The organism is Shinella zoogloeoides, from assembly GCF_033705735.1.
GTDB classification, from domain to species: Bacteria; Pseudomonadota; Alphaproteobacteria; order Rhizobiales; family Rhizobiaceae; genus Shinella; species Shinella zoogloeoides_A.
In genome coordinates this window covers 3,396,289-3,418,305 of record NZ_CP131130.1, presented here as the reverse complement: position 1 = coordinate 3,418,305, position 22,017 = coordinate 3,396,289, and the positions used below count along the sequence as shown (strand labels likewise).

Annotated in this window: 25 protein-coding genes; 13 read left to right on the top strand and 12 right to left on the bottom strand. The window is 66.8% G+C overall.

The features are described from left to right. Nucleotides 1-82 precede the first annotated feature (82 nt). Nucleotides 83-532: a DoxX family protein gene (locus tag ShzoTeo12_RS16835; RefSeq protein ID WP_119257295.1), complete on the top strand. Its 450-nt coding sequence runs from the start codon at nucleotides 83-85 to the stop codon at nucleotides 530-532. Nucleotides 533-549: 17 nt separating this feature from the next. On the opposite strand, the gene ShzoTeo12_RS16830 is transcribed toward ShzoTeo12_RS16835, so the two are convergent. After that, complete coding sequence (locus ShzoTeo12_RS16830; protein ID WP_318910547.1) at nucleotides 550-921, bottom strand: hypothetical protein; 372 nt, start codon at nucleotides 919-921, stop codon at nucleotides 550-552. A 177-nt stretch (nucleotides 922-1,098) separates the two neighbouring features. On the opposite strand from ShzoTeo12_RS16830, the gene ShzoTeo12_RS16825 reads away from it, so the two are divergent. Next, nucleotides 1,099-1,860 carry a Crp/Fnr family transcriptional regulator gene (locus ShzoTeo12_RS16825; RefSeq protein ID WP_318910545.1) on the top strand — a complete coding sequence of 254 codons (762 nt, stop codon included), beginning with the start codon at nucleotides 1,099-1,101 and terminating at the stop codon, nucleotides 1,858-1,860. Nucleotides 1,861-1,863: 3 nt separating this feature from the next. Here ShzoTeo12_RS16825 and pyrC read toward each other — a convergent pair whose 3' ends face one another. The 5 genes from pyrC to ShzoTeo12_RS16800 all read right to left on the bottom strand — a co-directional run bounded on the left by pyrC (nucleotide 1,864) and on the right by ShzoTeo12_RS16800 (nucleotide 6,745). Next, nucleotides 1,864-2,904, bottom strand: coding sequence for a dihydroorotase (pyrC, locus tag ShzoTeo12_RS16820; RefSeq protein ID WP_318910544.1), 1,041 nt, complete (start codon nucleotides 2,902-2,904; stop codon nucleotides 1,864-1,866). A gap of 58 nt (nucleotides 2,905-2,962) precedes the next feature. Then, nucleotides 2,963-3,586 (bottom strand): nucleoside triphosphate hydrolase, encoded by a 624-nt coding sequence (locus ShzoTeo12_RS16815; protein WP_119257291.1) that lies wholly within the window; start codon nucleotides 3,584-3,586, stop codon nucleotides 2,963-2,965. Beyond that, on the bottom strand, nucleotides 3,583-4,359 hold the full coding sequence (locus ShzoTeo12_RS16810; RefSeq protein ID WP_318910542.1) for an ATP-binding cassette domain-containing protein: 777 nt from the start codon (nucleotides 4,357-4,359) through the stop codon (nucleotides 3,583-3,585). Before ShzoTeo12_RS16810 ends, ShzoTeo12_RS16815 begins: the two co-directional genes overlap by 4 nt. Beyond that, nucleotides 4,359-5,459: an ABC transporter permease gene (locus ShzoTeo12_RS16805; RefSeq protein WP_318910540.1), complete on the bottom strand. Its 1,101-nt coding sequence runs from the start codon at nucleotides 5,457-5,459 to the stop codon at nucleotides 4,359-4,361. The genes ShzoTeo12_RS16810 and ShzoTeo12_RS16805 overlap by 1 nt, the downstream gene beginning before the upstream one ends. A 260-nt stretch (nucleotides 5,460-5,719) precedes the next feature. After that, nucleotides 5,720-6,745 carry a sugar ABC transporter substrate-binding protein gene (locus tag ShzoTeo12_RS16800; protein WP_119257288.1) on the bottom strand — a complete coding sequence of 342 codons (1,026 nt, stop codon included), beginning with the start codon at nucleotides 6,743-6,745 and terminating at the stop codon, nucleotides 5,720-5,722. 286 nt (nucleotides 6,746-7,031) lie between these two features. On the opposite strand from ShzoTeo12_RS16800, the gene ShzoTeo12_RS16795 reads away from it, so the two are divergent. The 3 genes from ShzoTeo12_RS16795 (at nucleotide 7,032) to ShzoTeo12_RS16785 (ending at nucleotide 9,488) form a co-directional block, all read left to right on the top strand. After that, nucleotides 7,032-8,261 (top strand): ROK family transcriptional regulator, encoded by a 1,230-nt coding sequence (locus ShzoTeo12_RS16795; protein WP_318910538.1) that lies wholly within the window; start codon nucleotides 7,032-7,034, stop codon nucleotides 8,259-8,261. Beyond that, nucleotides 8,261-8,689 (top strand): RbsD/FucU family protein, encoded by a 429-nt coding sequence (locus ShzoTeo12_RS16790; protein ID WP_318910537.1) that lies wholly within the window; start codon nucleotides 8,261-8,263, stop codon nucleotides 8,687-8,689. The genes ShzoTeo12_RS16795 and ShzoTeo12_RS16790 overlap by 1 nt, the downstream gene beginning before the upstream one ends. 73 nt (nucleotides 8,690-8,762) lie before the next feature. Beyond that, entirely contained in the window at nucleotides 8,763-9,488 is a 726-nt protein-coding gene (locus ShzoTeo12_RS16785) for a type 1 glutamine amidotransferase (protein ID WP_318910535.1), read from the top strand. Here the strand turns inward: ShzoTeo12_RS16785 and ShzoTeo12_RS16780 are convergent. Further along, complete coding sequence (locus tag ShzoTeo12_RS16780) at nucleotides 9,463-10,902, bottom strand: PLP-dependent aminotransferase family protein (protein WP_318910533.1); 1,440 nt, start codon at nucleotides 10,900-10,902, stop codon at nucleotides 9,463-9,465. The genes ShzoTeo12_RS16785 and ShzoTeo12_RS16780 overlap by 26 nt on opposite strands. Before the next feature lie 41 nt (nucleotides 10,903-10,943). Between ShzoTeo12_RS16780 and ShzoTeo12_RS16775 the strand changes: the two genes are divergently transcribed. The 3 genes from ShzoTeo12_RS16775 (at nucleotide 10,944) to ShzoTeo12_RS16765 (ending at nucleotide 13,022) form a co-directional block, all read left to right on the top strand. After that, a complete protein-coding gene (locus ShzoTeo12_RS16775; protein WP_318910531.1) occupies nucleotides 10,944-11,666 on the top strand; it encodes a pyridoxamine 5'-phosphate oxidase family protein in 723 nt (240 codons plus the stop codon). Between the two features lie 278 nt (nucleotides 11,667-11,944). Continuing rightward, complete coding sequence (locus ShzoTeo12_RS16770) at nucleotides 11,945-12,691, top strand: F0F1 ATP synthase subunit A (protein WP_318910530.1); 747 nt, start codon at nucleotides 11,945-11,947, stop codon at nucleotides 12,689-12,691. A 121-nt stretch (nucleotides 12,692-12,812) separates the two neighbouring features. After that, nucleotides 12,813-13,022: a hypothetical protein gene (locus ShzoTeo12_RS16765; RefSeq protein ID WP_245424848.1), complete on the top strand. Its 210-nt coding sequence runs from the start codon at nucleotides 12,813-12,815 to the stop codon at nucleotides 13,020-13,022. A gap of 4 nt (nucleotides 13,023-13,026) precedes the next feature. Here ShzoTeo12_RS16765 and ShzoTeo12_RS16760 read toward each other — a convergent pair whose 3' ends face one another. Then, on the bottom strand, nucleotides 13,027-14,025 hold the full coding sequence (locus ShzoTeo12_RS16760) for an aldo/keto reductase (RefSeq protein WP_318910528.1): 999 nt from the start codon (nucleotides 14,023-14,025) through the stop codon (nucleotides 13,027-13,029). Here ShzoTeo12_RS16760 and ShzoTeo12_RS16755 point away from each other — a divergent pair. Both ShzoTeo12_RS16755 and ShzoTeo12_RS16750 read left to right on the top strand, forming a co-directional pair. Beyond that, a complete protein-coding gene (locus ShzoTeo12_RS16755) occupies nucleotides 14,024-14,176 on the top strand; it encodes a hypothetical protein (RefSeq protein WP_318910526.1) in 153 nt (50 codons plus the stop codon). The genes ShzoTeo12_RS16760 and ShzoTeo12_RS16755 overlap by 2 nt on opposite strands. Continuing rightward, nucleotides 14,173-15,069, top strand: a complete 897-nt coding sequence (locus ShzoTeo12_RS16750) for a LysR family transcriptional regulator (protein ID WP_318910525.1) — start codon at nucleotides 14,173-14,175, stop codon at nucleotides 15,067-15,069. Before ShzoTeo12_RS16755 ends, ShzoTeo12_RS16750 begins: the two co-directional genes overlap by 4 nt. Here the strand turns inward: ShzoTeo12_RS16750 and ShzoTeo12_RS16745 are convergent. Together ShzoTeo12_RS16745 and ShzoTeo12_RS16740 are read right to left on the bottom strand one after the other, a co-directional pair. Then, on the bottom strand, nucleotides 15,060-15,503 hold the full coding sequence (locus ShzoTeo12_RS16745; protein ID WP_318910523.1) for a GNAT family N-acetyltransferase: 444 nt from the start codon (nucleotides 15,501-15,503) through the stop codon (nucleotides 15,060-15,062). The two genes, ShzoTeo12_RS16750 and ShzoTeo12_RS16745, sit on opposite strands and share 10 nt — an antisense overlap. Before the next feature lie 2 nt (nucleotides 15,504-15,505). Beyond that, nucleotides 15,506-16,456 carry an aldo/keto reductase gene (locus ShzoTeo12_RS16740; RefSeq protein WP_318910522.1) on the bottom strand — a complete coding sequence of 317 codons (951 nt, stop codon included), beginning with the start codon at nucleotides 16,454-16,456 and terminating at the stop codon, nucleotides 15,506-15,508. A 173-nt stretch (nucleotides 16,457-16,629) separates the two neighbouring features. On the opposite strand from ShzoTeo12_RS16740, the gene ShzoTeo12_RS16735 reads away from it, so the two are divergent. Then, the gene (locus ShzoTeo12_RS16735; protein WP_318910521.1) at nucleotides 16,630-17,616 is read left to right on the top strand and encodes a Gfo/Idh/MocA family oxidoreductase; all 987 of its coding nucleotides are present in this window, start codon (nucleotides 16,630-16,632) and stop codon (nucleotides 17,614-17,616) included. On the opposite strand, the gene ShzoTeo12_RS16730 is transcribed toward ShzoTeo12_RS16735, so the two are convergent. Beyond that, nucleotides 17,617-18,144, bottom strand: coding sequence for a GNAT family N-acetyltransferase (locus ShzoTeo12_RS16730; RefSeq protein WP_318910519.1), 528 nt, complete (start codon nucleotides 18,142-18,144; stop codon nucleotides 17,617-17,619). A gap of 8 nt (nucleotides 18,145-18,152) precedes the next feature. After that, complete coding sequence (locus ShzoTeo12_RS16725) at nucleotides 18,153-18,731, bottom strand: helix-turn-helix domain-containing protein (protein WP_318910518.1); 579 nt, start codon at nucleotides 18,729-18,731, stop codon at nucleotides 18,153-18,155. Between the two features lie 141 nt (nucleotides 18,732-18,872). Here ShzoTeo12_RS16725 and ShzoTeo12_RS16720 point away from each other — a divergent pair, with 141 nt between their 5' ends. After that, on the top strand, nucleotides 18,873-20,120 hold the full coding sequence (locus tag ShzoTeo12_RS16720; protein ID WP_318910517.1) for an MFS transporter: 1,248 nt from the start codon (nucleotides 18,873-18,875) through the stop codon (nucleotides 20,118-20,120). Nucleotides 20,121-20,181: 61 nt separating this feature from the next. Next, on the top strand, nucleotides 20,182-22,014 hold the full coding sequence (gene lepA / locus ShzoTeo12_RS16715; RefSeq protein WP_119257273.1) for a translation elongation factor 4: 1,833 nt from the start codon (nucleotides 20,182-20,184) through the stop codon (nucleotides 22,012-22,014). Nucleotides 22,015-22,017 lie beyond the last annotated feature (3 nt).

Here is a 22,017-nt window from a genome sequence, read left to right as displayed (position 1 = left end):
CAAGTTTTGTCGCGGGACATCTTGCCGCAGCCGGCTTCATCACCGAGAGATGCCGCACTGCAACATTCCGACAGGAGCCTCCATGACCGAGCTTGCCACCAACCGTCCCCGCCTCATCGTTCCCGCGCTGGGCGGTCTCTATGCCGCCTTGCATGACGGCGCCGAAACGATCCTGCGCGTGGCCGCCGGCCTGCTTCTCGCCACCCACGGCTATGGCAAGATCCTCAACCCCTTCGGCGCGAGCGGCATGGTGGAGAGCCTCGGCTTCTATCCGGGCGCCTTCTGGTCGCCGCTGCTTTCGGCGACCGAGTTCTTCGGCGGCATCCTCATCGCGATCGGCCTCTTCACGCGTCCGGCCGCCTTCGCCGCGACGATCGTGCTGGCCGTCACCATCTATTTCCACGGCGTGGTGCAGGGTGAAGGCGTGATGGGCGCCGAGAAATCGATCCTCTGGACGCTCATCCTGTTGTTCTTCGCGATCCGCGGCGCCAACGGCCATTCCGTCGACGCAAAGCTCGGCCGTCAGTTCTGATCGGCCTTACGGAACGGCTACGGCGTTTGCCGCAGCCGTTCCCGGACGAGCGCAAGCAGCGTCTCGCCGTCATAGGGCTTGCGGGCGACGGGAATGACCTCGAAGCCCTCCACACCGCCGGCATGCAGATCGCCGAGGCTGGTGAACAGCAGCGGCACGCGCGCCTCGACCAGCCGTTCGATGCGCCTTGCGGCCGGCGAGGCGTCGAGCGGCACATCGAACAGGCAGAGATCGACATCCGCCAGCGCCGCCGCATCCCATTGGTCGACCTGCTCCGGCCGGAGCAGCGTGATACGGCAATCGAGTGCCAACTTGATCAGATACTCCGCATCGAGCGCGATCAGGAATTCGCGTTCGGCGATCAAGATGTGCGGTAGAGAAGGCTTCATGGCGCCCGCACTCCTATCCATGTGTCATCCATGTGGAGCCGCGAAGGGAGCGGCTCGGGAGGGCGGACTGTGGGCCGGGGGGCAGAGGGTGTCATTTAAATAAGACATAGTGCCTGCGCGATGGAACAAGCGCGCGCGTGCCGCGTTTGCATGGCCAGTCCCGAGAGCGGAGGCACGATGGCGAGCGGAACGGCGGCCAACCAGAAAACCCGATGGCGCACGCCCTGCCAGCAGTGTCCCCTGCGCAGTCTTCCGGATTTCCGCGATTTTTCAGCGAAGGAACTGGAGTTCGTCTCGCAGTTCAAGAGCGGGGAACTGTCTGCCGAGCGTGGCGCGACGATCCTCGTCGAGGGCATGCATAGCGCCCATCTCTTCACCGTGCTCTCCGGCTGGGCGTTCCGCTACAAGCTGCTGCCGGACGGGCGGCGGCAGATCATGAACTATGTGCTGCCCGGCGACCTCATCGGCCTCCAGGGCAGCCTGATGGGGGAGATGGACCACTCCGTCGAGGCGCTGACATCCGTGACGCTCTGTCTCTTCGAGCGCTCCAAGCTGGGACGGCTTTTCGAGCGCCATGCCTCGCTCGCCTACGATCTTACCTGGATCGCGGCGCAGGAGGAAAGCATCCTCGACGAGCACCTGCTCAGCGTCGGGCGGCGCACGGCGCTGGAGCGCACCGCCTATCTCATTTCCTTCCTGCACCAGCGCGCCCACCTATCCGGCATGAGCGGCGGCAAGCGGGTCGTCCCGATCACCCAGCAGCATGTCGCCGACACGCTCGGCCTGTCGCTCGTCCATACGAACAAGACGCTGCGCAAGCTGGCGGACCGCAAGCTGATGCGCTGGCAGGACCGGGGCTGCGAAATCCTCGATCCCGACGGCCTTCTGGCACTGGCTGGGTGGGAGGGGCTGCAGCGTGGACCGCGGCCCTTCATCTGATCGCTAGGCTACATCCCAATGCAGCGGGAACATCGGGTCGAACACCGTCACCGGCCCCGCCCCGGTCTCGATCTTCGCGGGGAAGGCCACGGCCTCCTCGCGCCTGACGAGACGGATCGTCTCCTCGTTCGCCGGCAGGCCGTACCAGGCCGGGCCGTTCAGCGAGGCGAAGGCTTCAAGCCTGTCGAGCGCGCCGTCCTGCTCGAAGACGTGGGCAAGGCAGCTCATCGTGTTGATCGAGGTATAGACGCCGGCGCAGCCGCAGGCGCATTCCTTCAGGGGATCGACATGCGGCGCGCTGTCCGTGCCGAGGAAGAAGCGGCTGTCGCCGGAGGTGGCGGCAGCACGCAGCGCCAGCCGGTGCTCCTCGCGCTTGGCGACGGGCAGGCAGTAGTAATGCGGCTTGATGCCGCCGACGAGGATGGCGTTGCGGTTGATGATCAGGTGGTGCGTGGTGATCGAGCCGGCGAGGTTTTCCTTCGCCGCCTTGATGTAGTCGACGCCGTTCCTCGTCGTCACATGCTCCATGGTTACGCGCAGCTCGGGCAGGCGCTTTCGCAGCGGATCCAGCACCGTCTCGATGAACACCGCCTCGCGGTCGAAGATGTCGACCTCGGGCGTCGTGACCTCGCCATGCACGCAGAGCGTCAGGCCGATCTTTGCCATGCGCTCCAGCACGGGCATCGCCTTATCCATGTCGCGCACGCCGCCATGGGAATTGGTCGTCGCGCCGGCGGGGTACAGCTTTACAGCGCGGATGAGACCGCTCCTGTAGCCGGCTTCCACATCGTCGGGATTGGTGTGCTCGGTGAGATAGAGCGTCATCAGCGGCTCGAAGCGATCACCCTTCGGCACGGCGGCGAGGATGCGGTCGCGGTAGGCCGTGGCGTCAGCGGTGGTAACGACCGGCGGCACCAGGTTCGGCATGATGATGGCGCGGGCAAAGTGGCGGCTGGTATCGCCGATCACGCCTTCGAGCATGGCGCCGTCGCGCAGGTGCAGGTGCCAGTCGTCAGGCCGGCGGATGGTGATTTCGGTGGTCATCGGCGTGTCTCCAGTCTCTGGAGTTGCGATAGCACCCGGAGAGACGACCGACAATTCCTCAAAAAAGGTCGATATGGAGATCGGCGGGGCGGGAATTCTCCAGGATGCGTTTTCCGTTCGGCAGGTCGTTGCCGTAGAGCTTCCAGCCGATCTGGTCCTCGGGCAGCGCGTAACCCAGCCAGCGCTGGCGCAGCCGCTCCTCCAGCACCGCATAGGGCGGGCCGACGAAAATGGTGAAATCGAAGACGCCGTCGAGCCTGTCCCACGGCGCATCCTTGAAGAGAAGGTAGTTGCCTTCGGCGAGGATGAAGCGCGTTTCCCGCGGGATGGCGCGGGCGGCATTGATGGCGATCTCGCGCGAACGGTCGAAGACCGGCACCAGCACCTCGCCCTCCGCCCGTTTCAGGGCGTGGACGATATCGATGAAGCCGCGGGCATCGAAACTCTCCGGCACGCCCTTGCGCGGCAGCAGGCCCCGCGCGGCGAGGATGCCGTTGTCCATGTGGAAGCCGTCCATCGGCAGGATTTCGGCGCTCTCGCCCTTCGCGACAAGGCCCTCCCGGAGGGCTTCCGCCAGCGTCGACTTGCCGGCCGCGGGCGGGCCGGCGAGGCCGACGAGGAAGCGGCGCGCATCTCCCGCGCGCCGCAGGACTGCATCCACGATCGTGGCAGGCGAAATCATGCTGCAACGGCCTCCGGCACCTTCGCCCCCGTCATGAAGGCGACGGCGTCGGACATGGTGTAGTCCTTGGGATTGATGACGGTCAGTCGGCGGCCGAGGCGGTGGATATGGATTCGGTCCGCCACCTCGAAGACATGCGGCATGTTGTGCGAGATGAGCACGATGGGAATGCCGCGCCGGCGCACGTCGAGGATCAGTTCCAGCACGCGCCGGCTCTCCTTGACGCCGAGCGCCGCCGTCGGCTCGTCGAGGATGATGACCTTGGAGCCGAAGGCAGCAGCGCGGGCCACGGCCACGCCCTGGCGCTGACCGCCAGAGAGCGTTTCCACCGCCTGGTTGATGTTCTGGATCGTCATCAGGCCGAGTTCGGACAGCTTGTCGCGGGCAAACTTCTCCATCGCGCTGCGGTCGAGCTTGCGGAAGACGCTGCCCATGACGCCCGGCGAGCGGATTTCGCGGCCGAGGAACATGTTGTCGGCGATCGAGAGCGCCGGCGAGAGCGCGAGGTTCTGGTAGACGGTCTCGATGCCGGCCTTGCGTGCCTCGATGGGCGAGCGGAAGGTGACGGGCCTGCCTTCGAGCCTGATCTCGCCCTCATCCGGCGTGATGGCGCCGGAAATGGCCTTGATCATCGAGGACTTGCCCGCGCCGTTGTCGCCGATCACGGCGAGGATTTCGCCGGGATAGAGGTCGAAGTCGGCATTGTCGAGGGCGGTAACGCGGCCGTAGCGCTTGACGAGACCGCGTGCGGTGAGAATGGGTTCGAGAGCCATCAGCCTGCTACCTTTCTGATCCACTGGTCGATTGCGACTGCCGAGATGATGAGGACGCCGATCAGGAGATAGGTCCATTGCGGGTCCGTGCCGATGAGGCGAAGGCCGAGCGAGAAGACGCCGACGATGAGCGCCCCGAAGATCATGCCGAGGATGGAGCCGCGCCCGCCGAAGAGGGAGAGGCCGCCGATCACCACGGCCGTGATGGATTCGATATTGGCGAACTGGCCGGCGGTGGGCGAGACCGAACCGATGCGGCCGATGAGCGCCCAGCCGGCGAGCGCGCAGATGAGGCCGGACAGCGTATAGACCGAGACCAGCATGCGCTTGACGTTGACGCCGGCAAGCTCCGCCGCATCGGGGTCGTCGCCGACCGCGTAGACATGGCGGCCCCAGGCGGTGTGGTTGAGCACGTACCAGAGGACGGCGACGAGCAGCACCATCGCGATGACGCCGTAGGTGAAGACGGCGTTGCCGAGCTTCAGGTTGTTGCCGAAGACCTGCAGCAGCGGCGCGTTCGTGGCGATATCCTGCGAGCGGATCGTCTCGTTGGCCGAATAGAGGAAATTCGAGGCGAGGATGATCTGCCACATGCCGAGCGTGACGATGAAGGGCGGCAGCTTCATGCGGGCGACGAGCAGGCCGTTGATGTAGCCGCAGAGCGCGCCGCAGGCGAGGCCGCAGACAACGGCAAGCGCCGGAGGCAGGCCGTAGCGGAAGGTGAACTGGCCCATGACGACGGACGACAGCACCATGATCGCGCCGACCGACAGGTCGATGCCCGCCGTCAGGATGACCAGGGTCTGCGCCGCGCCGACGATGCCGACGATCGCCACCTGCTGGAGGATGAGCGTCAGCGTGAAGGCGGAGAAGAACTTGCCGCCGAGAACGGCGCCGAACACCGCCACCGAGAGCACCAGCACGATCAGCGGCACGGCCGATGGACTGCCGTGCAGGAAATGCTGGAACTTCTGGATGGCCGTCTTGTCGTTCGTATCGAAGGAGGCCACCTGCGTCGAACTGCCGGTGAGCACCTTCTCGAATTCCTGTGATGGCTGCGAGGACTGTACGCCCTGCGAGGCCGCCGTCGTTTCACTCATGATCCTGTTCCTCCCTTCCGTGTGCCGACCGTCGCGGCATTGCCGGATGAAATGATGCACGGACGCATTGCGCGCACCTGCCGCCCGGAAGCGGTCCTCCCCTGCGAATGCGGCCTTGCCGCCATTCGCCCTGAAAGGGTGCCCACGTCTTTTCGCGATTGTCAAAAGAAGGGTGCGTTCGGGGCCGCTTGCCCGGAAATCACCACCCGATCCGTCCGTGGCGGATGGCCGGCCCGGTCATGCCGGGCCGGCGCCGGGGCTTAGCCCCAGCACTTGTCCTTGCCGGCCTTGGTGTCGATGGAATCGACGCCCTCTGCCGGCTTGTCGGTGACGAGCGCGACGCCCGTGTCGAAGAAGTCCTTGCCTTCGGTGGCCTTCGGCTTCTCGCCCGTATCGGCGAACTTCTTGATCGCCTCGATGCCGAGGGCAGCCATCATCAGCGGATATTGCTGCGAGGTCGCGCCGATGACGCCGTCCGCGACATTCTGCACGCCCGGGCAACCGCCGTCGACGGAGACGATCAGCACGTCCTTCTCGCGGCCGACGGCCTTCAGCGCCTCATAGGCGCCGGCGGCGGCCGGCTCGTTGATCGTGTGCACGACGTTGATCGTCGGATCCTTCTGCAGGAGGTTTTCCATGGCGGTGCGGCCGCCTTCCTCGTTGCCGTTGGTCACGTCGTGGCCGACGATGCGCGGATCGTCCTCGTCGCCGATCTTGTTGATGTCCTTCACGTCGATGCCGAAGCCCTTCATGAAGCCCTGGTCGCGCAGGACGTCGACCGACGGCTGGGAGGGCGTCAGGTCGAGGAAGGCGACCTTGGCGTCCTTGGCGGCATCGCCGAGCGTGGCGGCGGCCCATTTGCCGATCAGCTCGCCGGCGAGCAGGTTGTCGGTGGCGAAGGTCATGTCGGCGGCGTCGAGCGGCTCGAGCGGGGTATCGAGGGCGATGACCAGCATGCCGGCGTCACGCGCCTTCTGCACGGAGGGAACGATGCCCTTGGTATCGGATGCGGTGATCAGGATGCCCTTCGCGCCGTCGGCGATGCAGGTCTCGATGGCCGCGACCTGGCTTTCCGAGTCGCCGTCGATCTTGCCGGCATAGGCCTTCAGCGTGACGCCGAGTTCCTTGGCCTTGGCTTCGGCGCCTTCCTTCATCTTGACGAAGAAGGGATTGGTGTCGGTCTTGGTGATCAGGCAGGCGCTGACATCGGCGGCGGAAGCCGGCGAGGAAAAGGCCACGCCGAGCGCAAGCGCGCCGAGAGCGGCGGAAACGATGGTCTTCTTCATGTAATCCTCCCAAGGACGGAACGGGATGCGCCCCTCTCCTGGGGGCATCCGGTCGCAGGAGCCGGCGGTTCCTCCACCGGCCAACCGTGCTTCCGATGGTGATGAGACCACCAAAAGAAATGCCTGTCAATAAATAAATCGAATTGAATTATTAATTCGATGTGGCATGCTGCGGGCAAAGAAGGGGTGGAAGCCCTGGCTGCATCGTTTCCGGTGGAAGAGCGGAGCGTCAGCCGGTAAGAGGACCGGGATCGGCGCATGGCGCCAACCGGCACGGGAGGAGACGATGAGAAAGCACGCTGCGACGGCACCCGCCGCGCCGGCCGAAATCCTCGATCCGAGCGGCGGCGCCAACCAGGTGCGCGTGCGCGCCTATAACGAGCGGCTCGTCATGTCGCTGGTGCGCCGGCACGGCAGCCTCTCCAAGGCCGAGATCGCCCGGCGCAGCGGCCTTTCCGCCCAGACCGTCACCGTCATCATGCGCGCGCTGGAGGCCGAAGGGCTGCTGGTGCGCGGCGCGCCGATGCGCGGCAAGGTGGGCCAGCCCTCGGTGCCCATGCTGCTCAACCCGGATGCCGTCTATTCCTTCGGGCTGAAGATCGGCCGCCGCAGCGCCGACCTCGTGATGATGGATTTCGTCGGCGGCATCCGCCGGCAGGTGCGCCGCACCTACCCCTATCCCATGCCCGGCGCGCTGCTCTCCTTCGTCGAGGAAGGGCTTGCCGAGCTGGAGTCCGCAATCACACCGGACGAGCGCGCCCGCATCACCGGCCTCGGCGTCGCCGCGCCCTTCGAATTGTGGAGCTGGGCCAGCGAGGTCGGCGCGCCGCAGGCCGACATGGACCAATGGCGCGGCGTCGACCTCGGGGCGGAGATCGCCCGGCGCGTGCCCTATCCGGTCATGCTGCAGAACGACGCGACGAGCGCCTGCGCGGCCGAGCTCGTCTTCGGCCGCGGCCCGCAATATCCCGATTTCCTCTATCTCTTCATCGGCTCCTTCATCGGCGGCGGCGTGGTGCTGAACTCGGCGCTCTTCACCGGCCGCACCGGCACGGCGGGCGCTATCGGCCCGCTTCCCGTACAGGGCCGCGACGGCGAGACGGTGCAGCTCCTCAAGATCGCCTCGATCTACCGCCTCGAAAACCTGCTGCGCCAGCACGGCATCGACCCCACGCCGCTCTGGTATTCGCCGGACGGCTGGATCGACTTCGGCGCGCCGCTCGACATCTGGATCGACGACATGGCGGCGGCGCTCGCCCAGGCGGTCGTCGCATCGGCCTCGGTCATCGACTTTTCCGCCGTCATCATCGACGGGGGTTTTCCCGAATGGGTGCGCGAGCGCGTCGTCGCCGAGACCAAGGCTGCGATCGACCGGCTCGACCTTCAGGGCGTCACCCTGCCCGAGATCGCCGAGGGCGCCGTCGGCAGCAGCGCCCGCTCGATCGGAGGGGCCAGCCTGCCGCTCTTTTCCCGCTATCTTCCCGACCAGAACGTTCTCTTCAAGGAGCTTGCCTGATGCTGAAAGGCCTCGATCCCATCCTGAGCCCCGACCTGCTCGCCACGCTGCGCGCCATGGGCCACGGCGACGAGATCGCCATCGTCGACGGCAACTATCCGGGCGTCGAGCATGCGCGCCGGCTGGTGCGCCTCGACGGCGTGGCGCTGATCCCCGCGCTCGATGCCGTGCTTTCGGTCCTGCCCGTCGACGATTTCGTCGAGGAGGCGATCTTCCGCTCCACCTATCGCCAGGAACGCGACCGGCTGGAGCCCGTACACCGCGAGATCATCGACTGCTGCGCGCGGCGCGAGCCGGATCGCGCCGTGGTGCCGCTGGTCGGTGCCGACTTCTACAACCGCGTGCGCGCCGCCCACACCATCGTCCAGACGAGCGAGCCGCGGCTCTATGCCAATGTCATCCTGCGCAAGGGCGTGATCTATCCGTGATACCGTCTTGCTCTCCCCTTGAACGAAGCGGTGCGACGTGATTGTCTCGCGCGACATCGAAAGGGAGTTCGGCATGCGGGTTCTGGTGGTGGAGAACGACAGGGTGACGCTGCTCGGGCAGATCGGCGCGGCGCTCGACGAAGCGGGCGCGGAGCTCGACATCTGCCGGCCCCATGCCGGCGACCTGCTGCCGGCGGACGAAAGCGGCCATGACGCCATCGTCGTGATGGGCGGGCCGCAGAACGCGCTGGACGACGAAAGCCACACCTATCTCCCGGCGCTTGCCGCCCTGATGCGCCGCTTCGGCGAGGCGGATAAGTCGGTGCTCGGCGTCTGCCTCGGCAGCCAGCTGCTGGCGCGGGCCTATGGCGCGGCGAACCATATCGGCACCGCGCCGGAATTCGGCTGGTGCACCATCGCGCTCACGAAGGACGGCGCGGGCGACCCGGTGCTTTCCGCCGCCGCCGGCGCCTTCCCGATCTTCCAGTGGCACAGCGACACCTTCTCCCTGCCGGAGGGCGCGGTGCGGCTCGCCACCAACGATGCCGCGCAGAACCAGGCCTTCCGCCTCGGCCGCGCCGTCTACGGCACGCAGTTCCATTTCGAGGCGAATCGCGACGTGGTCGAGGAATGGGTGCGGATCTTCCCGGACCATATCGCACGCCTTGCGCCCGGCTGGCTGGAGCGGCGCGCCGCGCTCGCCGCCGAGAGCGGCCCGGTTGCCGAGGCCACCGGCCTTGCGCTCGCCCGCGCCTGGGTCGCCACGATCAAGGTCACCGAAGCCCGCCGCGTGGCATAGCGTCCGCGAAGCGCCGCGCCGCCGCGCCCAGCACATCCGGCGCAAAGCCCGAAAAGCCGATCACGAGGCCCTGCCGCGGCGGGCGGGTGACGGCCATGGCGGAAAGGGCGCGGGCGCCGAGCCCGGCGCGCCGGGCGATCTCGACCGCGGCAAGGTCCCCGAGCGCTTCCGGCAGGCCGGCGACGAGATGGAGGCCCTGATCGGGCACGTCCACCGAAAGGTTTCCCGCCTGGAGCAACCCCGCGACCAGTGCATCGCGCGCCGCCTGCGCCCGGCGGCGGGCGCGGCGCAGATGCGCGGCGAAATGGCCTTCGCGGATGAGGTCGGTCAGCGCCGCCTCGGCGAGCGTCGGCGGGCTGCGGTCGCTGCGGCTGCGCAGGGCCATTACAGTCTCCAGCAGCGGATCGGGAATGACGGCATAGCCGAGGCGGAGCCCCGGGAAGAGCACCTTGGAGAAGGTGCCGAGATAGATCACCCGGCCACTGTCATCCATGCCCTGCATGGCGGCGAGCGGCGGGCCGGCGAAGCGGAACTCGCTGTCGTAGTCGTCCTCGACGATCCAGCCGCCCGTCGCCCGCGCCCAGTCGACGAGGGCGAGGCGGCGGCGCATGCTCATGGTCACGCCGAGCGGAAACTGGTGCGAGGGCGTCACGTAGGCCGCGCGGGCGCCGGCCACCGCGCCGGCGATATCGGCCCCCTCCGCATCGACGGCAAGGCCCGAAAGATGAAGGCCGTTGCCGGCGAAGGCGGCGCGGGCGCTCGGATAGCAGGGATCCTCGACCATCACGCGGTCGCCCGGGGAAAGGGCGCTGCGAATGACGAGGTCAAGACCCTGCTGCGTGCCCGTCGTGACGATGATCGAGCGGGCCTCGCAGCGGACGCCGCGCGCCTGCCGGAGATAGGCGGCAATCGCCTCGCGCAGCGCAAGCCCGCCGCGCGGATCGCCATATTGGAAATGTTCCGGCCCCGGCCGCGCCAGATGGCGCGAAAGCAGGGTGCGAAAGATGTTCAGCGTGCGCGCATCCGCCATGGCGACGCCCAGCGTGCCGGGAAGCGGCATCTTCGGCTCGACGACCTCCGCCTCCGGGAGCATGGCGGGCTTCATGCTGGGCACGCGGTCGGCGACGAAGGTGCCGGCCCCTGTGCGGGCGACGGCATAGCCCTCCGCGATCAGCATCTCGAAGGCCGCGACGACGCTGCCGCGCGACGTCTTCAGGCGCTGCGCGAGATCGCGCGACGGCGGCAGCTTGCTGCCGGGCGGAATGTCGCCCGCCTCAATCAGCCGGCGCAGCTCGCGGTAGAGCGCGGGCGTGCGCCGCCCCGCCGCCGGCAGCACGGGAACGAGCGACGACCAGTCCGGAAGATTGGCCTGAATTCTTTGCCTTGAATTGGTACTTTTTCGATCCAATGCCATGATGCACCCTGGCCTTCCATTCCCTGAAAGGCAAGAGCCGCATGAGCGTCGAGACCGAAACCGCCACCTATCCCGTCACCCCGCGCAACCGCGTCAGGCGCATGCACGAGCGCGCCAGCTATGACCGCGAGGCCGTGCACGCCGTTCTCGACGCGGCCATGCTCTGTCATGTCGCCTATGTCATCGACGGGCAGCCCTATGCCACGCCGACGCTCTTCTGGCGCAAGGGCGACACGCTCTACTGGCACGGCTCTTCGGCAAGCCGCATGCTGCGGCACCTGAAGGCCGGCACGCCCGCCTGCCTCACCGTCGCACATCTAGACGGACTGGTCCTCGCCCGCTCGGGCTTCAACCATTCGGCCAACTACCGCTCCGCCATGTGCTTCGGCACCGCGCGGCTGGTGGAAGACCCTGAGGAGAAAAACGAGGCGATGCGCGACGTCATCGACCGGTTCTATCCGCAGCGCAGCGCGCTGCTGCGTCCCATCACGCCGCAGGAGGCGAAGGCGACGACGATCATCGCCATGCCGATAGACGAGGCGGTCGCCAAGGTGCGGGCGAAGGGGGTCGGTGACGACGAGGAGGATTTCGCCCTCCCCATCTGGGCCGGCGTCATTCCCGTCACCACCGTGCTCGGCGCCGTCGAGCCCTGCCACCGGCTGGTGCCGGGCATCGACAGGCCGGAAACGCTCTCCCTCTTCCCCGAGGGCGGCCGGCTGGACGATTCGCTTCTGACCGGCCAGCGCCTTTACGACGGCGGCTGAACCACCTGATCCTCGCGACGGACCTCCGGCCCTGTCGGGGTCCGTCCTTGCCATTTTCAGGCGCAGCGGGTAGACAGATCCGGCGCGGGACGGCCCGCGCCTTTGTTCGTTCCGGGGACGGCCCCTTTTCTCGCAGTCGAGACGAGGATGGCCTGTTGAACCCCGCTCACCCTTTTTCCCTGAAAACCCGTCTCGCGCCTCCCCGCGCCGCATGTCGACTTTGCGGGTCGCGGCCCGGCGGATCCGCGTGTACACTCATGTCTTTGCGAGGATAGATCATGGCCGGCCCCATTCAGCAATTCGAGATCAAGCCGCTCATTCCCCTCGAAATCGGCGGGGTGGACCTCAGCTTCACCAATGCCTCAGCCTATATGGTGCTGACGGTGGCGACGGCGACGGGCTTCCTGCTGCTGGCGACCCGGCGGGGCAGCCTGGTTCCCGGCCGCTGGCAGATGAGCGCCGAACTCGTCTACGATTTCATCGCCAGGACGCTGCGCTCCAATGCGGGCGAGCAGGGCATGCGCTTCTTCCCGCTGGTCTTCTCGCTCTTCATGTTCATCCTCGTCGCGAATCTCATCGGCATGTTTCCCTATGCCTTCACCGTGACGAGCCAGCTCATCGTCACCTTCGCGCTCGCCATCACGGTCTTTACGACCGTCACGCTCTACGGCCTCTTCCGGCATGGCGCGGGGTTCCTCCGCCTCTTCGTACCGTCCGGCGTTCCGCTGGTCCTGACGCCGATCATCGTGCCGATCGAGGTGATGTCCTATTTCTCGCGGCCCGTCAGCCACTCCGTCCGTCTCTTCGCCGTCATGCTCGCCGGCCATATCACGCTGAAGGTCTTTGCCGGCTTCGTCGCCTCGATGACGGGGCTGGGAACGCTCGGCGTGCTGGGCGCCATCCTGCCCTTCGCCATGACGGTGGCGCTGACGGCGCTGGAAATCCTGATGGCTGTCATCCAGGCCTACGTCTTCGCCATGCTGACCTGCATGTATCTCAACGACGCGCTGCATCCGAGCCACTGACAACCCGCCCTGTGCCGAAAATGCACAGGGCCGCGCCATCGCCGTTCACGCAATCGAAAGGGGCGTGCGGTAAAGGGAGGATGGATCACAACGGGGCCATCCCATGCAGATAGCCGGCATCATGAACACGGCCCTCCGGGGCATGGCGGGCGAGACGGCGCGCCTCGACCGGGCAGCGCAGACGATCGCGGAGGCACCGGCCGGGGCCGATGACCCGGCAGAGAGCATGCTGGACATGATCTCCGCCGGGATCGGCTTTCGTGCGAATGCCGCCGTCTTCGAGACGGGCGCGGACCTCTGGCAGGTCCTTGCCACGATCAAGCGCGACTGATCCTCTACCGGTTCGCCATCGAGGCCATGCGCTGCGGATAGCGCCCGCCGGCGACCCGCGCCGGCGACAGCAGCTCGCCGAGCCGCGCGGCCTCTTCCTTCGTCAGCGCGACATCGGCGGCGGCGGCGTTCTGCTCGAGATGCGGCACCTTGCTGGCCCCGGGGATCGGCACGATGAAATCGCCCTGCGCCAGCACCCAGGCAAGCGCAAGCTGCGCGGGGGCCACGCCCTTTTCCTTCGCCATCTCCTCCAGGAGCGCCACCAGCGCCAGGTTGGCATCGAAGTTCTCCGCCTCGAAGCGCGGCAGCGAACGGCGGAAATCGTCGGCGGAGAGGCCGTCGAGCTTCTTCAGCGCGCCGGTGAGCACGCCACGGCCGAGCGGGCTGAAGGGCACGAAGCCGATGCCGAGCTCCCGGCAGGTTTCCAGAACGCCGTTCTCCTCCGGGTCGCGGGTCCACAGCGAATATTCGCTCTGCACGGCGGATATCGGGTGCACGCCATGCGCCCGGCGGATCGTCTCGGCGCCGGCTTCCGACAGGCCGAGCGCCTTCACCTTGCCTTCGCGCACCAGCTCCGCCATCGCGCCCACCGTCTCCTCGATCGGCACGGCCGGATCGACGCGATGCTGGTAGTAGAGGTCGATGACCTCGACGCCGAGCCGCTTCAGCGACGCCTCGGCGACCGCCCTGACATTTTCCGGGCGGCTGTCCGTGCCCGTGATCATTTCTGCGGAGGGCTTCGTGTCGTCGATGCGGAAGCCGAATTTCGTGGCGATTACCACCTTGTCGCGCACCGGCTTCAGCGCCTTGCCGACGAGGATCTCGTTCCGGTAGGGCCCGTAGACCTCGGCCGTATCGAAGAGGGTGACGCCGAGATCGACGGCGCGATGCAGCGTCCTGATCGCCGCCGTCTCGTCGCTCGAAGGGCCGTAGGCGTGGCTCATGCCCATGCAGCCGAGGCCGAGAGCGGAGACGTCGAGGGTGCCGAGTTGTCTGTGTTTCATGACAGGATCCTTTGCTTGCGACCGGGAGGCGGTCGATGCGCCGGGCGGCGGCTCACCCGCCCTCATCCGGCAAGGCGCAATCTACGGCGCGGCGCTTCATCTGAAAATTGCTGCAAAAGCCAACGGCTTGTTCTATCTGTTGGAACAATGAACCGCACCCCGCTCTCGCAACTCGCCGTGCTCGCCATCGTCGCCGAGACGCGCTCCTTCCGCAAGGCCGCCGCCGAGCTCGGCATCGCGCCCTCGGCCGTCAGCCATGCCGTCGCGGCGCTGGAAGCGAGCCTCGGCGTGCGGCTCCTCGCCCGCACCACCCGCTCCGTCTCGCCGACCGAAGAAGGCCGCATGCTGCTCGACACGCTGGCGCCGGCCCTGTCCGACATCGGCAATGTCATGGAGGCACTCGCCGACCGGCAGGGCCGGCCCGCCGGGCCGCTGCGCGTCACGATGCCCCTCATCGCCGCGGAGGACATCGTCATGCCCCGGCTCGGAGCCTTCCTTCTCGCCTATCCCGATATCGAGCTGGAGCTGCGGACCGATGATCGCTTCGAGGATATCGTCGAGAAGGGCTTCGATGCCGGCCTCCGGCTCGGCGAGCACCTGGAGGCGGACATGGTCGCCGTGCGGGCGAGCGGGCCGTGGCGCGGCCTCGTGGTCGGCGCGCCCGCCTATTTCAAAACGCACCCGAAGCCGCTTCAGCCGCGCGACCTCATGCAGCATCGCTGCATCCGCCGGCGCTTTTCGAGCGGGCGCATCTATCGCTGGGAGCTGGAGAAGGACGGGCGGCAGGTGACGGTCGACGTCACCGGCCCCCTCATCGTCTCGGACCAGCGGCTGATGCGGGCGGCGGCGATGGACGGCGCGGGCCTTGCCTTTGTCTTCGACCAGCGCGTCGCCGAGGACATCGCGGCGGGGCGCCTCGTCGCGGTGCTGGAGGACTGGTGCCCCGCCTTCGACGGCTTTTCGATCTACTATCCGACGCGCCGGCAGATGCGCCCGGCGCTACGCGCCTTCGTCGATTTCTTCCGCTATCGCGGTCAGGTCTGAAGACGGTAGCGGATGTGCCCGTCGGTCTCGACATAGCTGTCGTAGAGCTTCCTTGCCCGGTCGTTGTCGTGGCTGGTGTGCCAGTAGATGCCACGCCAGCCATGCCGCTTGGAAATGGCGATCAGGTCGTCGATCAGCGCCCGGCCGACGCCCCTGCCGCGGACCGTGTCGTCGACGAAGAGGTCTTCGAGATAGCCCTCCGGCGCGATGTCCCAGGTGGAATCATGGTAATGGTGGATGGCGAAGCCCACCACCGTCCCATCCTCCTCCGCGACGCGCATCGAGACGCGCGAGCCGGGATCGAGCACGCGCGCCCAGGTGAAGGCCGTCACCTCCTCCCGCACCTCGGTCCTGTAGAAGGCGAGATAGCCGGCCCAGAGCCTTCTCCAGGCCGTCTCGTCGCCTTCGGCCGCATCGCGGAGGATGAGCGCCATGGTCAGGCCCCCGCCTTGTCGAGCGCCGCCATCTGTTCGGATGACAGCGAAAGATCGGCGGCCTTCGTCAGGCTGTCGAGCTGGGCAAGGCTCGTGGCGCTGGCGATGGGCGCGGTGACCGCCGGCTTGGCCATCAGCCAGGCGAGCGCGATTTCCGCCGGCTTGGCGCCGGTCTCGGCCGCGACCTTGTCGAGTGCCGCAAGGATGCGCTGGCCCTTGCCGTCGAGATAATGCGCGACGCCCTCGCCGCGCGCCTTGCCCTCGGTATCGGCCTTCGAGCGGTACTTGCCGGTGAGGAAACCGGAGGCGAGGCTGTAATAGGTGATGACGCCGATATCCTCCTTGCGGCAAAGGTCGGCGAGCGGCCCCTCGAAGCTGCCGCGGTCATAGAGGTTGTATTCAGGCTGGAGCGCCGCATAGCGCGGCAGGCCCGCCTTGTCGGCGGCCTCGAACGAGGCCTGCAGCTGGCCGGCATCGAGGTTCGACGCGCCGAAGGCGCGCACCTTGCCGGCCTTCACGAGGCTCGCATGGGCTTCCAACGTCTCCTCGTAAGGGGTGTCGGCGTCCGGCCAGTGGGAGAGATAGAGGTCGATATGGTCGGTCTGCAGCCGCTTCAGCGACTTCTCGACCGCCTCGACGATCCACGACTTGCGCAGGTCCCGCCGTCCCTGGCCCATGTCGGAGCCGACCTTGGTGACGATCACCACCCTGTCGCGGGCGATGCCCGAGCGCTTCAGCCACTTGCCGATGATCGCCTCGGACTCGCCCCCCTCATTGCCCGGCACCCAGCGGGAATAGACATCCGCCGTGTCGATGGCGTTGAAGCCCGCGCCGGTGAAGGCATCGAGGAGATCGAAGGAAGTCTTCTCGTCGGCCGTCCAGCCGAAGACATTGCCGCCGAAGACGAGCGGCGCGATGGAAAGGCCGGTCCTGCCGAGGGAGCGAAACTGCATGGGGTCCTCCAAGGGGTTCGTGCTGAAAAGGCTTTTCGCCAACATAGGGCGCGGCCCGGCGCTTTGCACGTGGCCCGCCGTCGATTTTTGGGCGTCCTGCGCTTGCGAGGAACGTACCTCGTGACTAGTCTTCCCGGCGCAATCAGGGCCCGCACAATCGAGGAGAGATCATCATGCTGCGTTTCGGAATCCTGTCGACGGCCAAGATCGGCCGCGAACTCGTCGTGCCGGCCATCCAGGATGCGGAGAACTGCGTCGTCACCGCCGTCGCGAGCCGCGACAAGGCCAAGGCGCGCGCCATGGCCGACCGCTTCTCCGTACCGCATGCCTTCGGCTCCTACGAGGAGATGCTCGCCTCCGACACGATCGACGCGGTCTATATCCCGCTGCCGACCGCGCAGCATGTGGAATGGTCGATCAAGGCGGCCGATGCCGGCAAGCACGTGCTCTGCGAGAAGCCGATCGCGCTCAATGCCGGCGAGATCGACGCGCTGATCAAGGCGCGCGACCGCAACAAGGTGCTGATCTCCGAGGCCTACATGGTCACCTACAGCCCTGTCTGGCGCAAGGTGCGCGCGCTTCTCGCCGAGGGCGCGATCGGCCGGCTGCGCCATGTGCAGGGCGCCTTCACCTATTTCAACCGCGATCCGGGCAACATGCGCAACGTGCCGGAACTCGGCGGCGGCGGCCTGCCGGATATCGGCGTCTACCCGACGATCACCACGCGCTTCGCCACGGGCAAGGAGCCGGTCCGCGTGCAGGCGAGCACCGACCGCGACCCGGATTTCGGCACCGACATCTATTCGAGCGTGCGCGCCGATTTCGGCGATTTCGAACTGTCCTTCTACATCTCCACCCAGCTCGCCCAGCGCCAGATCATGGTCTTCCACGGCGACAAGGGCTTCATCGAGGTGAAGTCGCCTTTCAATGCCGACCGCTACGGCGTGGAGGAGGTCGAGCTCACCAACCAGAACCATGGCGAGAGCCAGATTTTCCGCTTCCAGGACGCCCGCCAGTACCGGCGCGAGGCCGAGGCCTTCAGCCGGGCCGCGCGCGGCGAGAAGGAGGAGATCGTGACGCTGGAAAGTTCGGTGAACAACCAGAAGGTCATCGACGCCATCTACCGCGCCAGCGAGAAGGACGGCTGGGAGGCGGTGTGATCACCGCTTTGCCCCGATCTTCTTGTAAAAAAACGTCGTCGCGCAGAAGCGCCCGTCCGGATAGAGCGCATAGTCGGGAATGACCCCGGCGCGCTGCCAGCCGAGGCGTTCGTAGACCGTCTCGGCGGGGCTGCCGGTGGCGGTGTCGAGCACCAGCAGCGTCTTGCCGTGCCGGGCCGCCTCCGCTTCGGCAGCCGTCATCAGCGCACGGGCAAGGCCTCGGCCGCGCTCGCTTTCCATGACGAGCAGCTTCTTCACGTCCGCCCGGTGCGGCTGGTTCGGCATCTGGCGGATGCCGACCTGCACCGTGCCGACGATGCGGCCCGCCCGCTCCGCGGCGAAGAGCAGCGTCGCACCCTCCCCGACCGCTGCCGCGACGACGCCCCAGAAGGGCAGCGCATCGGCCGGCCCATAGGGCGCCATGAAGCCGATGGAGGCCCCGCCGGCAACGCAATCGGCCAGCACCTCTGCCAGTTCGCCCATGCGGGCGCGGGTCTCGCTCTCGTCGAGCAGCCTGATATCGCGCATCTGTCCTCTCAGGAACGGCCGCGGTCCAGCACCACGGCATAACGGGCCGGCGTGTCACCGGGATTTTCGAAGACATGGCCTTCGGTGATGCTCATGTAGAGGCAGTCGCCGGGGCGAAGATCGTGCACGGTTCCGCCGACCGTCATGCGTAGCGTGCCGGAAAACAGCCAGACATGCTGCGTCATGCCGGCCCGGCCGGTTTCCGGCGGATAGGCGATGCGCCCGCCGGCGGGGAACTCGACTTCCACGACATCGACACGCGAAGCGGTGTCGGGCGCCGAGACGGCGCGGCGCTGGTAGCCGGTTTCCGGATCGCGCCAGACGGTCTGCGCCTCGCGCCGCGACAGCGGATCGCCCTCGCTCCCGGAAAAGGCGAAGAAGGCGGAGAGCGTGAGGTCCAGCGCGGCGCAGAGGCGGGAGAGGAGCTGCGCGGTGGGACTGGCCTCGCCGCGCTCGATGCGCGAGATCATGGCGCGGCTGACGCCCGAGGCGGCCGCAAGGTCCTCGAGGGTCTGGTTGCGCGCCGTTCTGAGCAGCCGCAGCCGGTCGCCGATGGCACTTTCGAGGGGATCGATACCGTTTTCCATTATCGTGGAATAATTATCCTTTATAATGGAGTCAACACGCATCATCCCATCGCAAAATAATTCGCCGCCATGCCGCTCCGGCGACAATGCGACATCGGCGGTTTCGCTATGGTTGCGCCGGAGAGTCGGAGGGGACGGATCATGGGCGGCACACAGCGGGCATCGTCGCTCTTTTCCATCACCGCCATCGTCGTTTCCATGACCTTCGTCGCCATCGGCAACGGCATCATGCTCGCCTATGTGCCCTATGTGCTGTCGCATGCCGGCGCGCCGTCGTGGACGCCCGGCGCGGCCGTCACCGCCATCGCCTTCGGCGGGCTGATCGGCTGCGTCATCGCCGGGCCGGTCATCCGCCGCGTCGGCCATGCGCGCGCCTTCTCCTGCTCGCTAGCGCTCGTCATCATCGCCGCCTTCCTCGTCGCGCTCGGCATGCATCCGCTCGTCTGGGTGCTAGCGCGCGGCATCTACGGCATTGCCGGCAACTGCAACTTCATCATCGCCCAGAGCTGGCTGAACCATGCGGCCGACAACCGCTGGCGCGGCAAGGCCATGTCCTTCTTCTACATGACCTATGTGCTGGGGCTCGGCGTGGGCGCCTGGATCTTCGGCCGCATGCCGGCCGACGGCAACCTCGCCCCGCTCGTCACCATCTTCGTTTCCACCGTCGCGCTCCTGCCGATCGGCCTCACCAAGCTGCCGACGCCGCCGGCGCCCGCCCGCGTCAGCCTCGATTTCCCCATGGCCTGGCGCAATTCGCCGGTCGCGCTCATCGGCGTGCTCGCCTCCGGCGGGCTTTCCATGGTCGTGCAGGGCTTCACGCCGATCTATGCCGCCACCAACAATGTCGGGCAGGCCGACGTGGCGCTGCTGATGTTCGTCATGCAGTTCGGCCTGATCTTCGTGCAATATCCGCTCGGCACGCTTTCCGACCGGATCGACCGGCGCGTCGTGCTGGTCGTCACCTGCCTGCTGATCACCGGCGCGGCCATCGCCGCGCTCTTCGTCTCGTTCAGCGCCTTCGTCCTGTTGATGATCGTCTTCGCGCTCTGGGCCGGTGCGGTCGAGAGCGTCTATTCCATCGCCAATGCCCATGCCAACGACCGCACGGATCCGGAGGATTTCGTGCCGCTCGCCTCGACGCTGCTCGTCGCCTGGTCGACCTCGGCGACCCTCGTTCCGCTCGGCGTGACGGCGCTGACGCCGGTCTTCGGCCCGCAGACCTTCATCTATGCCGCGATGGGTGTCGCGCTCGCCTATGCCGCTTTCGTCGCCCAGCGGCTGAGGCTGCGCGAGACGGTGCCGCCCGAGGCGCGGGAAAATTTCGAGCTGCTGAGCGCGCAGGTGCCGAACGCCGGTGCGCTGGTGGAAGGCGAGAAAGCCCCGGAATAGCGGCGCTTGCCGAGCCGAAACCCTTCATTTACCGCTTTGCGGGAATCCTGCTCGCTGCTATATGGCGCGCATGAGCACCAATAATTCGACGCCCCTCGACCATATCCGCAATTTCTCGATCGTGGCCCATATCGACCACGGCAAATCGACGCTGGCCGACCGGCTGATCCAGTCGACCGGCGGCCTTGCCGACCGCGAGATGTCGGAACAGGTCCTCGACAACATGGAGATCGAGCGCGAGCGCGGCATCACCATCAAGGCCCAGACGGTGCGCCTGCACTACAAGGCGAACGACGGCGAGACCTATGTGCTGAACCTCATCGACACGCCCGGCCATGTCGACTTCGCCTACGAGGTCTCGCGCTCGCTGTCGGCCTGCGAGGGCTCGCTGCTGGTCGTCGACGCTTCCCAGGGCGTGGAAGCCCAGACGCTCGCCAACGTCTACCAGGCGATCGACAACAACCACGAGCTCGTCACCGTCCTCAACAAGATCGACCTGCCGGCGGCCGAGCCCGACCGCATCAAGGAACAGATCGAGGAAGTGATCGGCATCGACGCCTCCGACGCCGTGCTCATCTCGGCCAAGACGGGCCTCGGCATTCCCGACGTGCTGGAAGCCATCGTCAAGCGCCTGCCCGCGCCGAAGAGCGAGGGCGGCGAGAAGGCCCCGCTGAAGGCGCTGCTGGTCGACAGCTGGTACGATACCTATCTCGGCGTCATGGTTCTCGTGCGCGTCATCGAGGGCCGGCTTTCCAAGGGCCAGACCGTGCGCATGATGGGTACGGATGCGAAATACACCGTCGAGCGCGTCGGCGTGCTGACGCCGAAGATGGTGGCGATGGATTCGCTCGGCCCGGGCGAGATCGGCTTCATCACCGCCTCGATCAAGGAAGTGGCCGACACCCGCGTCGGCGACACCATCACCGAGGACAAGCGCCCGACGGCCAAGGCCCTGCCGGGCTTCAAGCCGGCCCAGCCGGTCGTCTTCTGCGGCCTCTTCCCGGTCGATGCGGCCGATTTCGAGGACCTGCGCTCGGCGATGGGCAAGCTGCGCCTCAACGACGCCTCGTTCTCCTTCGAAATGGAAAGCTCGGCGGCGCTCGGCTTCGGCTTCCGCTGCGGCTTCCTCGGCCTGTTGCATCTCGAAATCATCCAGGAGCGCCTGGAGCGCGAATTCGACCTCGACCTGATCGCGACCGCGCCGTCGGTCGTCTATCAGCTCTACATGACCGACGGGTCGATGCGCGAGCTGCACAACCCGGCCGACATGCCCGACGTCGTGAAGATCTCGGAAATCCACGAGCCGTGGATTCGCGCGACGATCCTGACGCCGGACGACTATCTCGGCGGCATCCTGAAGCTTTGCCAGGACCGCCGCGGCATCCAGATCGAGCTGACTTATGTCGGCACGCGCGCCATGCTGACCTATGACCTGCCGCTCAACGAAGTCGTCTTCGACTTCTACGACCGCCTGAAGTCGATCTCCAAGGGCTACGCCTCCTTCGACTACCAGATCACCGACCACAAGGAAGGCCATCTGGTGAAGATGTCGATCCTGGTGAACGGCGAGCCGGTCGATGCGCTTTCCATGATGGTGCACCGCATGGCCGCCGAAAAGCGTGGCCGCGACATGTGCGAGAAGCTCAAGGAGCTGATCCCGAAGCACATGTTCAAGATCCCCATCCAGGCCGCCATCGGCGGCAACGTGATCGCCCGCGAGACGATCTCGGCGCTGCGCAAGGACGTGACCGCCAAGTGCTACGGCGGCGACGCCACCCGCAAGCGCAAGCTGCTCGACAAGCAGAAGGCCGGCAAGAAGCGCATGCGCCAGTTCGGCAAGGTGGAGATCCCGCAGGAAGCCTTCATCGCGGCGCTCAAGATGAGCGACGAATAGGGA

Excerpts from the sequence above, each read along its gene's own strand:
- pyrC (WP_318910544.1), bottom strand. The coding sequence starts at position 2,904 with ATGACCACCGAAATCACCATCCGCCGGCCTGACGACTGGCACCTGCAC.
- ShzoTeo12_RS16745 (WP_318910523.1), bottom strand. The coding sequence starts at position 15,503 with ATGGCGCTCATCCTCCGCGATGCGGCCGAAGGCGACGAGACGGCCTGG.
- ShzoTeo12_RS16790 (WP_318910537.1), top strand. The coding sequence starts at position 8,261 with ATGCTGAAAGGCCTCGATCCCATCCTGAGCCCCGACCTGCTCGCCACG.
- ShzoTeo12_RS16810 (WP_318910542.1), bottom strand. The coding sequence starts at position 4,359 with ATGGCTCTCGAACCCATTCTCACCGCACGCGGTCTCGTCAAGCGCTAC.
- ShzoTeo12_RS16735 (WP_318910521.1), top strand. The coding sequence starts at position 16,630 with ATGCTGCGTTTCGGAATCCTGTCGACGGCCAAGATCGGCCGCGAACTC.
- lepA (WP_119257273.1), top strand. The coding sequence starts at position 20,182 with ATGGCGCGCATGAGCACCAATAATTCGACGCCCCTCGACCATATCCGC.
- ShzoTeo12_RS16835 (WP_119257295.1), top strand. The coding sequence starts at position 83 with ATGACCGAGCTTGCCACCAACCGTCCCCGCCTCATCGTTCCCGCGCTG.
- ShzoTeo12_RS16750 (WP_318910525.1), top strand. The coding sequence starts at position 14,173 with ATGAACCGCACCCCGCTCTCGCAACTCGCCGTGCTCGCCATCGTCGCC.
- ShzoTeo12_RS16770 (WP_318910530.1), top strand. The coding sequence starts at position 11,945 with ATGGCCGGCCCCATTCAGCAATTCGAGATCAAGCCGCTCATTCCCCTC.
- ShzoTeo12_RS16795 (WP_318910538.1), top strand. The coding sequence starts at position 7,032 with ATGAGAAAGCACGCTGCGACGGCACCCGCCGCGCCGGCCGAAATCCTC.
- ShzoTeo12_RS16730 (WP_318910519.1), bottom strand. The coding sequence starts at position 18,144 with ATGCGCGATATCAGGCTGCTCGACGAGAGCGAGACCCGCGCCCGCATG.
- ShzoTeo12_RS16805 (WP_318910540.1), bottom strand. The coding sequence starts at position 5,459 with ATGAGTGAAACGACGGCGGCCTCGCAGGGCGTACAGTCCTCGCAGCCA.
- ShzoTeo12_RS16740 (WP_318910522.1), bottom strand. The coding sequence starts at position 16,456 with ATGCAGTTTCGCTCCCTCGGCAGGACCGGCCTTTCCATCGCGCCGCTC.
- ShzoTeo12_RS16725 (WP_318910518.1), bottom strand. The coding sequence starts at position 18,731 with ATGGAAAACGGTATCGATCCCCTCGAAAGTGCCATCGGCGACCGGCTG.
- ShzoTeo12_RS16815 (WP_119257291.1), bottom strand. The coding sequence starts at position 3,586 with ATGATTTCGCCTGCCACGATCGTGGATGCAGTCCTGCGGCGCGCGGGA.
- ShzoTeo12_RS16775 (WP_318910531.1), top strand. The coding sequence starts at position 10,944 with ATGAGCGTCGAGACCGAAACCGCCACCTATCCCGTCACCCCGCGCAAC.
- ShzoTeo12_RS16785 (WP_318910535.1), top strand. The coding sequence starts at position 8,763 with ATGCGGGTTCTGGTGGTGGAGAACGACAGGGTGACGCTGCTCGGGCAG.
- ShzoTeo12_RS16800 (WP_119257288.1), bottom strand. The coding sequence starts at position 6,745 with ATGAAGAAGACCATCGTTTCCGCCGCTCTCGGCGCGCTTGCGCTCGGC.
- ShzoTeo12_RS16720 (WP_318910517.1), top strand. The coding sequence starts at position 18,873 with ATGGGCGGCACACAGCGGGCATCGTCGCTCTTTTCCATCACCGCCATC.
- ShzoTeo12_RS16780 (WP_318910533.1), bottom strand. The coding sequence starts at position 10,902 with ATGGCATTGGATCGAAAAAGTACCAATTCAAGGCAAAGAATTCAGGCC.
- ShzoTeo12_RS16760 (WP_318910528.1), bottom strand. The coding sequence starts at position 14,025 with ATGAAACACAGACAACTCGGCACCCTCGACGTCTCCGCTCTCGGCCTC.
- ShzoTeo12_RS16765 (WP_245424848.1), top strand. The coding sequence starts at position 12,813 with ATGAACACGGCCCTCCGGGGCATGGCGGGCGAGACGGCGCGCCTCGAC.
- ShzoTeo12_RS16830 (WP_318910547.1), bottom strand. The coding sequence starts at position 921 with ATGAAGCCTTCTCTACCGCACATCTTGATCGCCGAACGCGAATTCCTG.
- ShzoTeo12_RS16825 (WP_318910545.1), top strand. The coding sequence starts at position 1,099 with ATGGCGAGCGGAACGGCGGCCAACCAGAAAACCCGATGGCGCACGCCC.
- ShzoTeo12_RS16755 (WP_318910526.1), top strand. The coding sequence starts at position 14,024 with ATGACAGGATCCTTTGCTTGCGACCGGGAGGCGGTCGATGCGCCGGGC.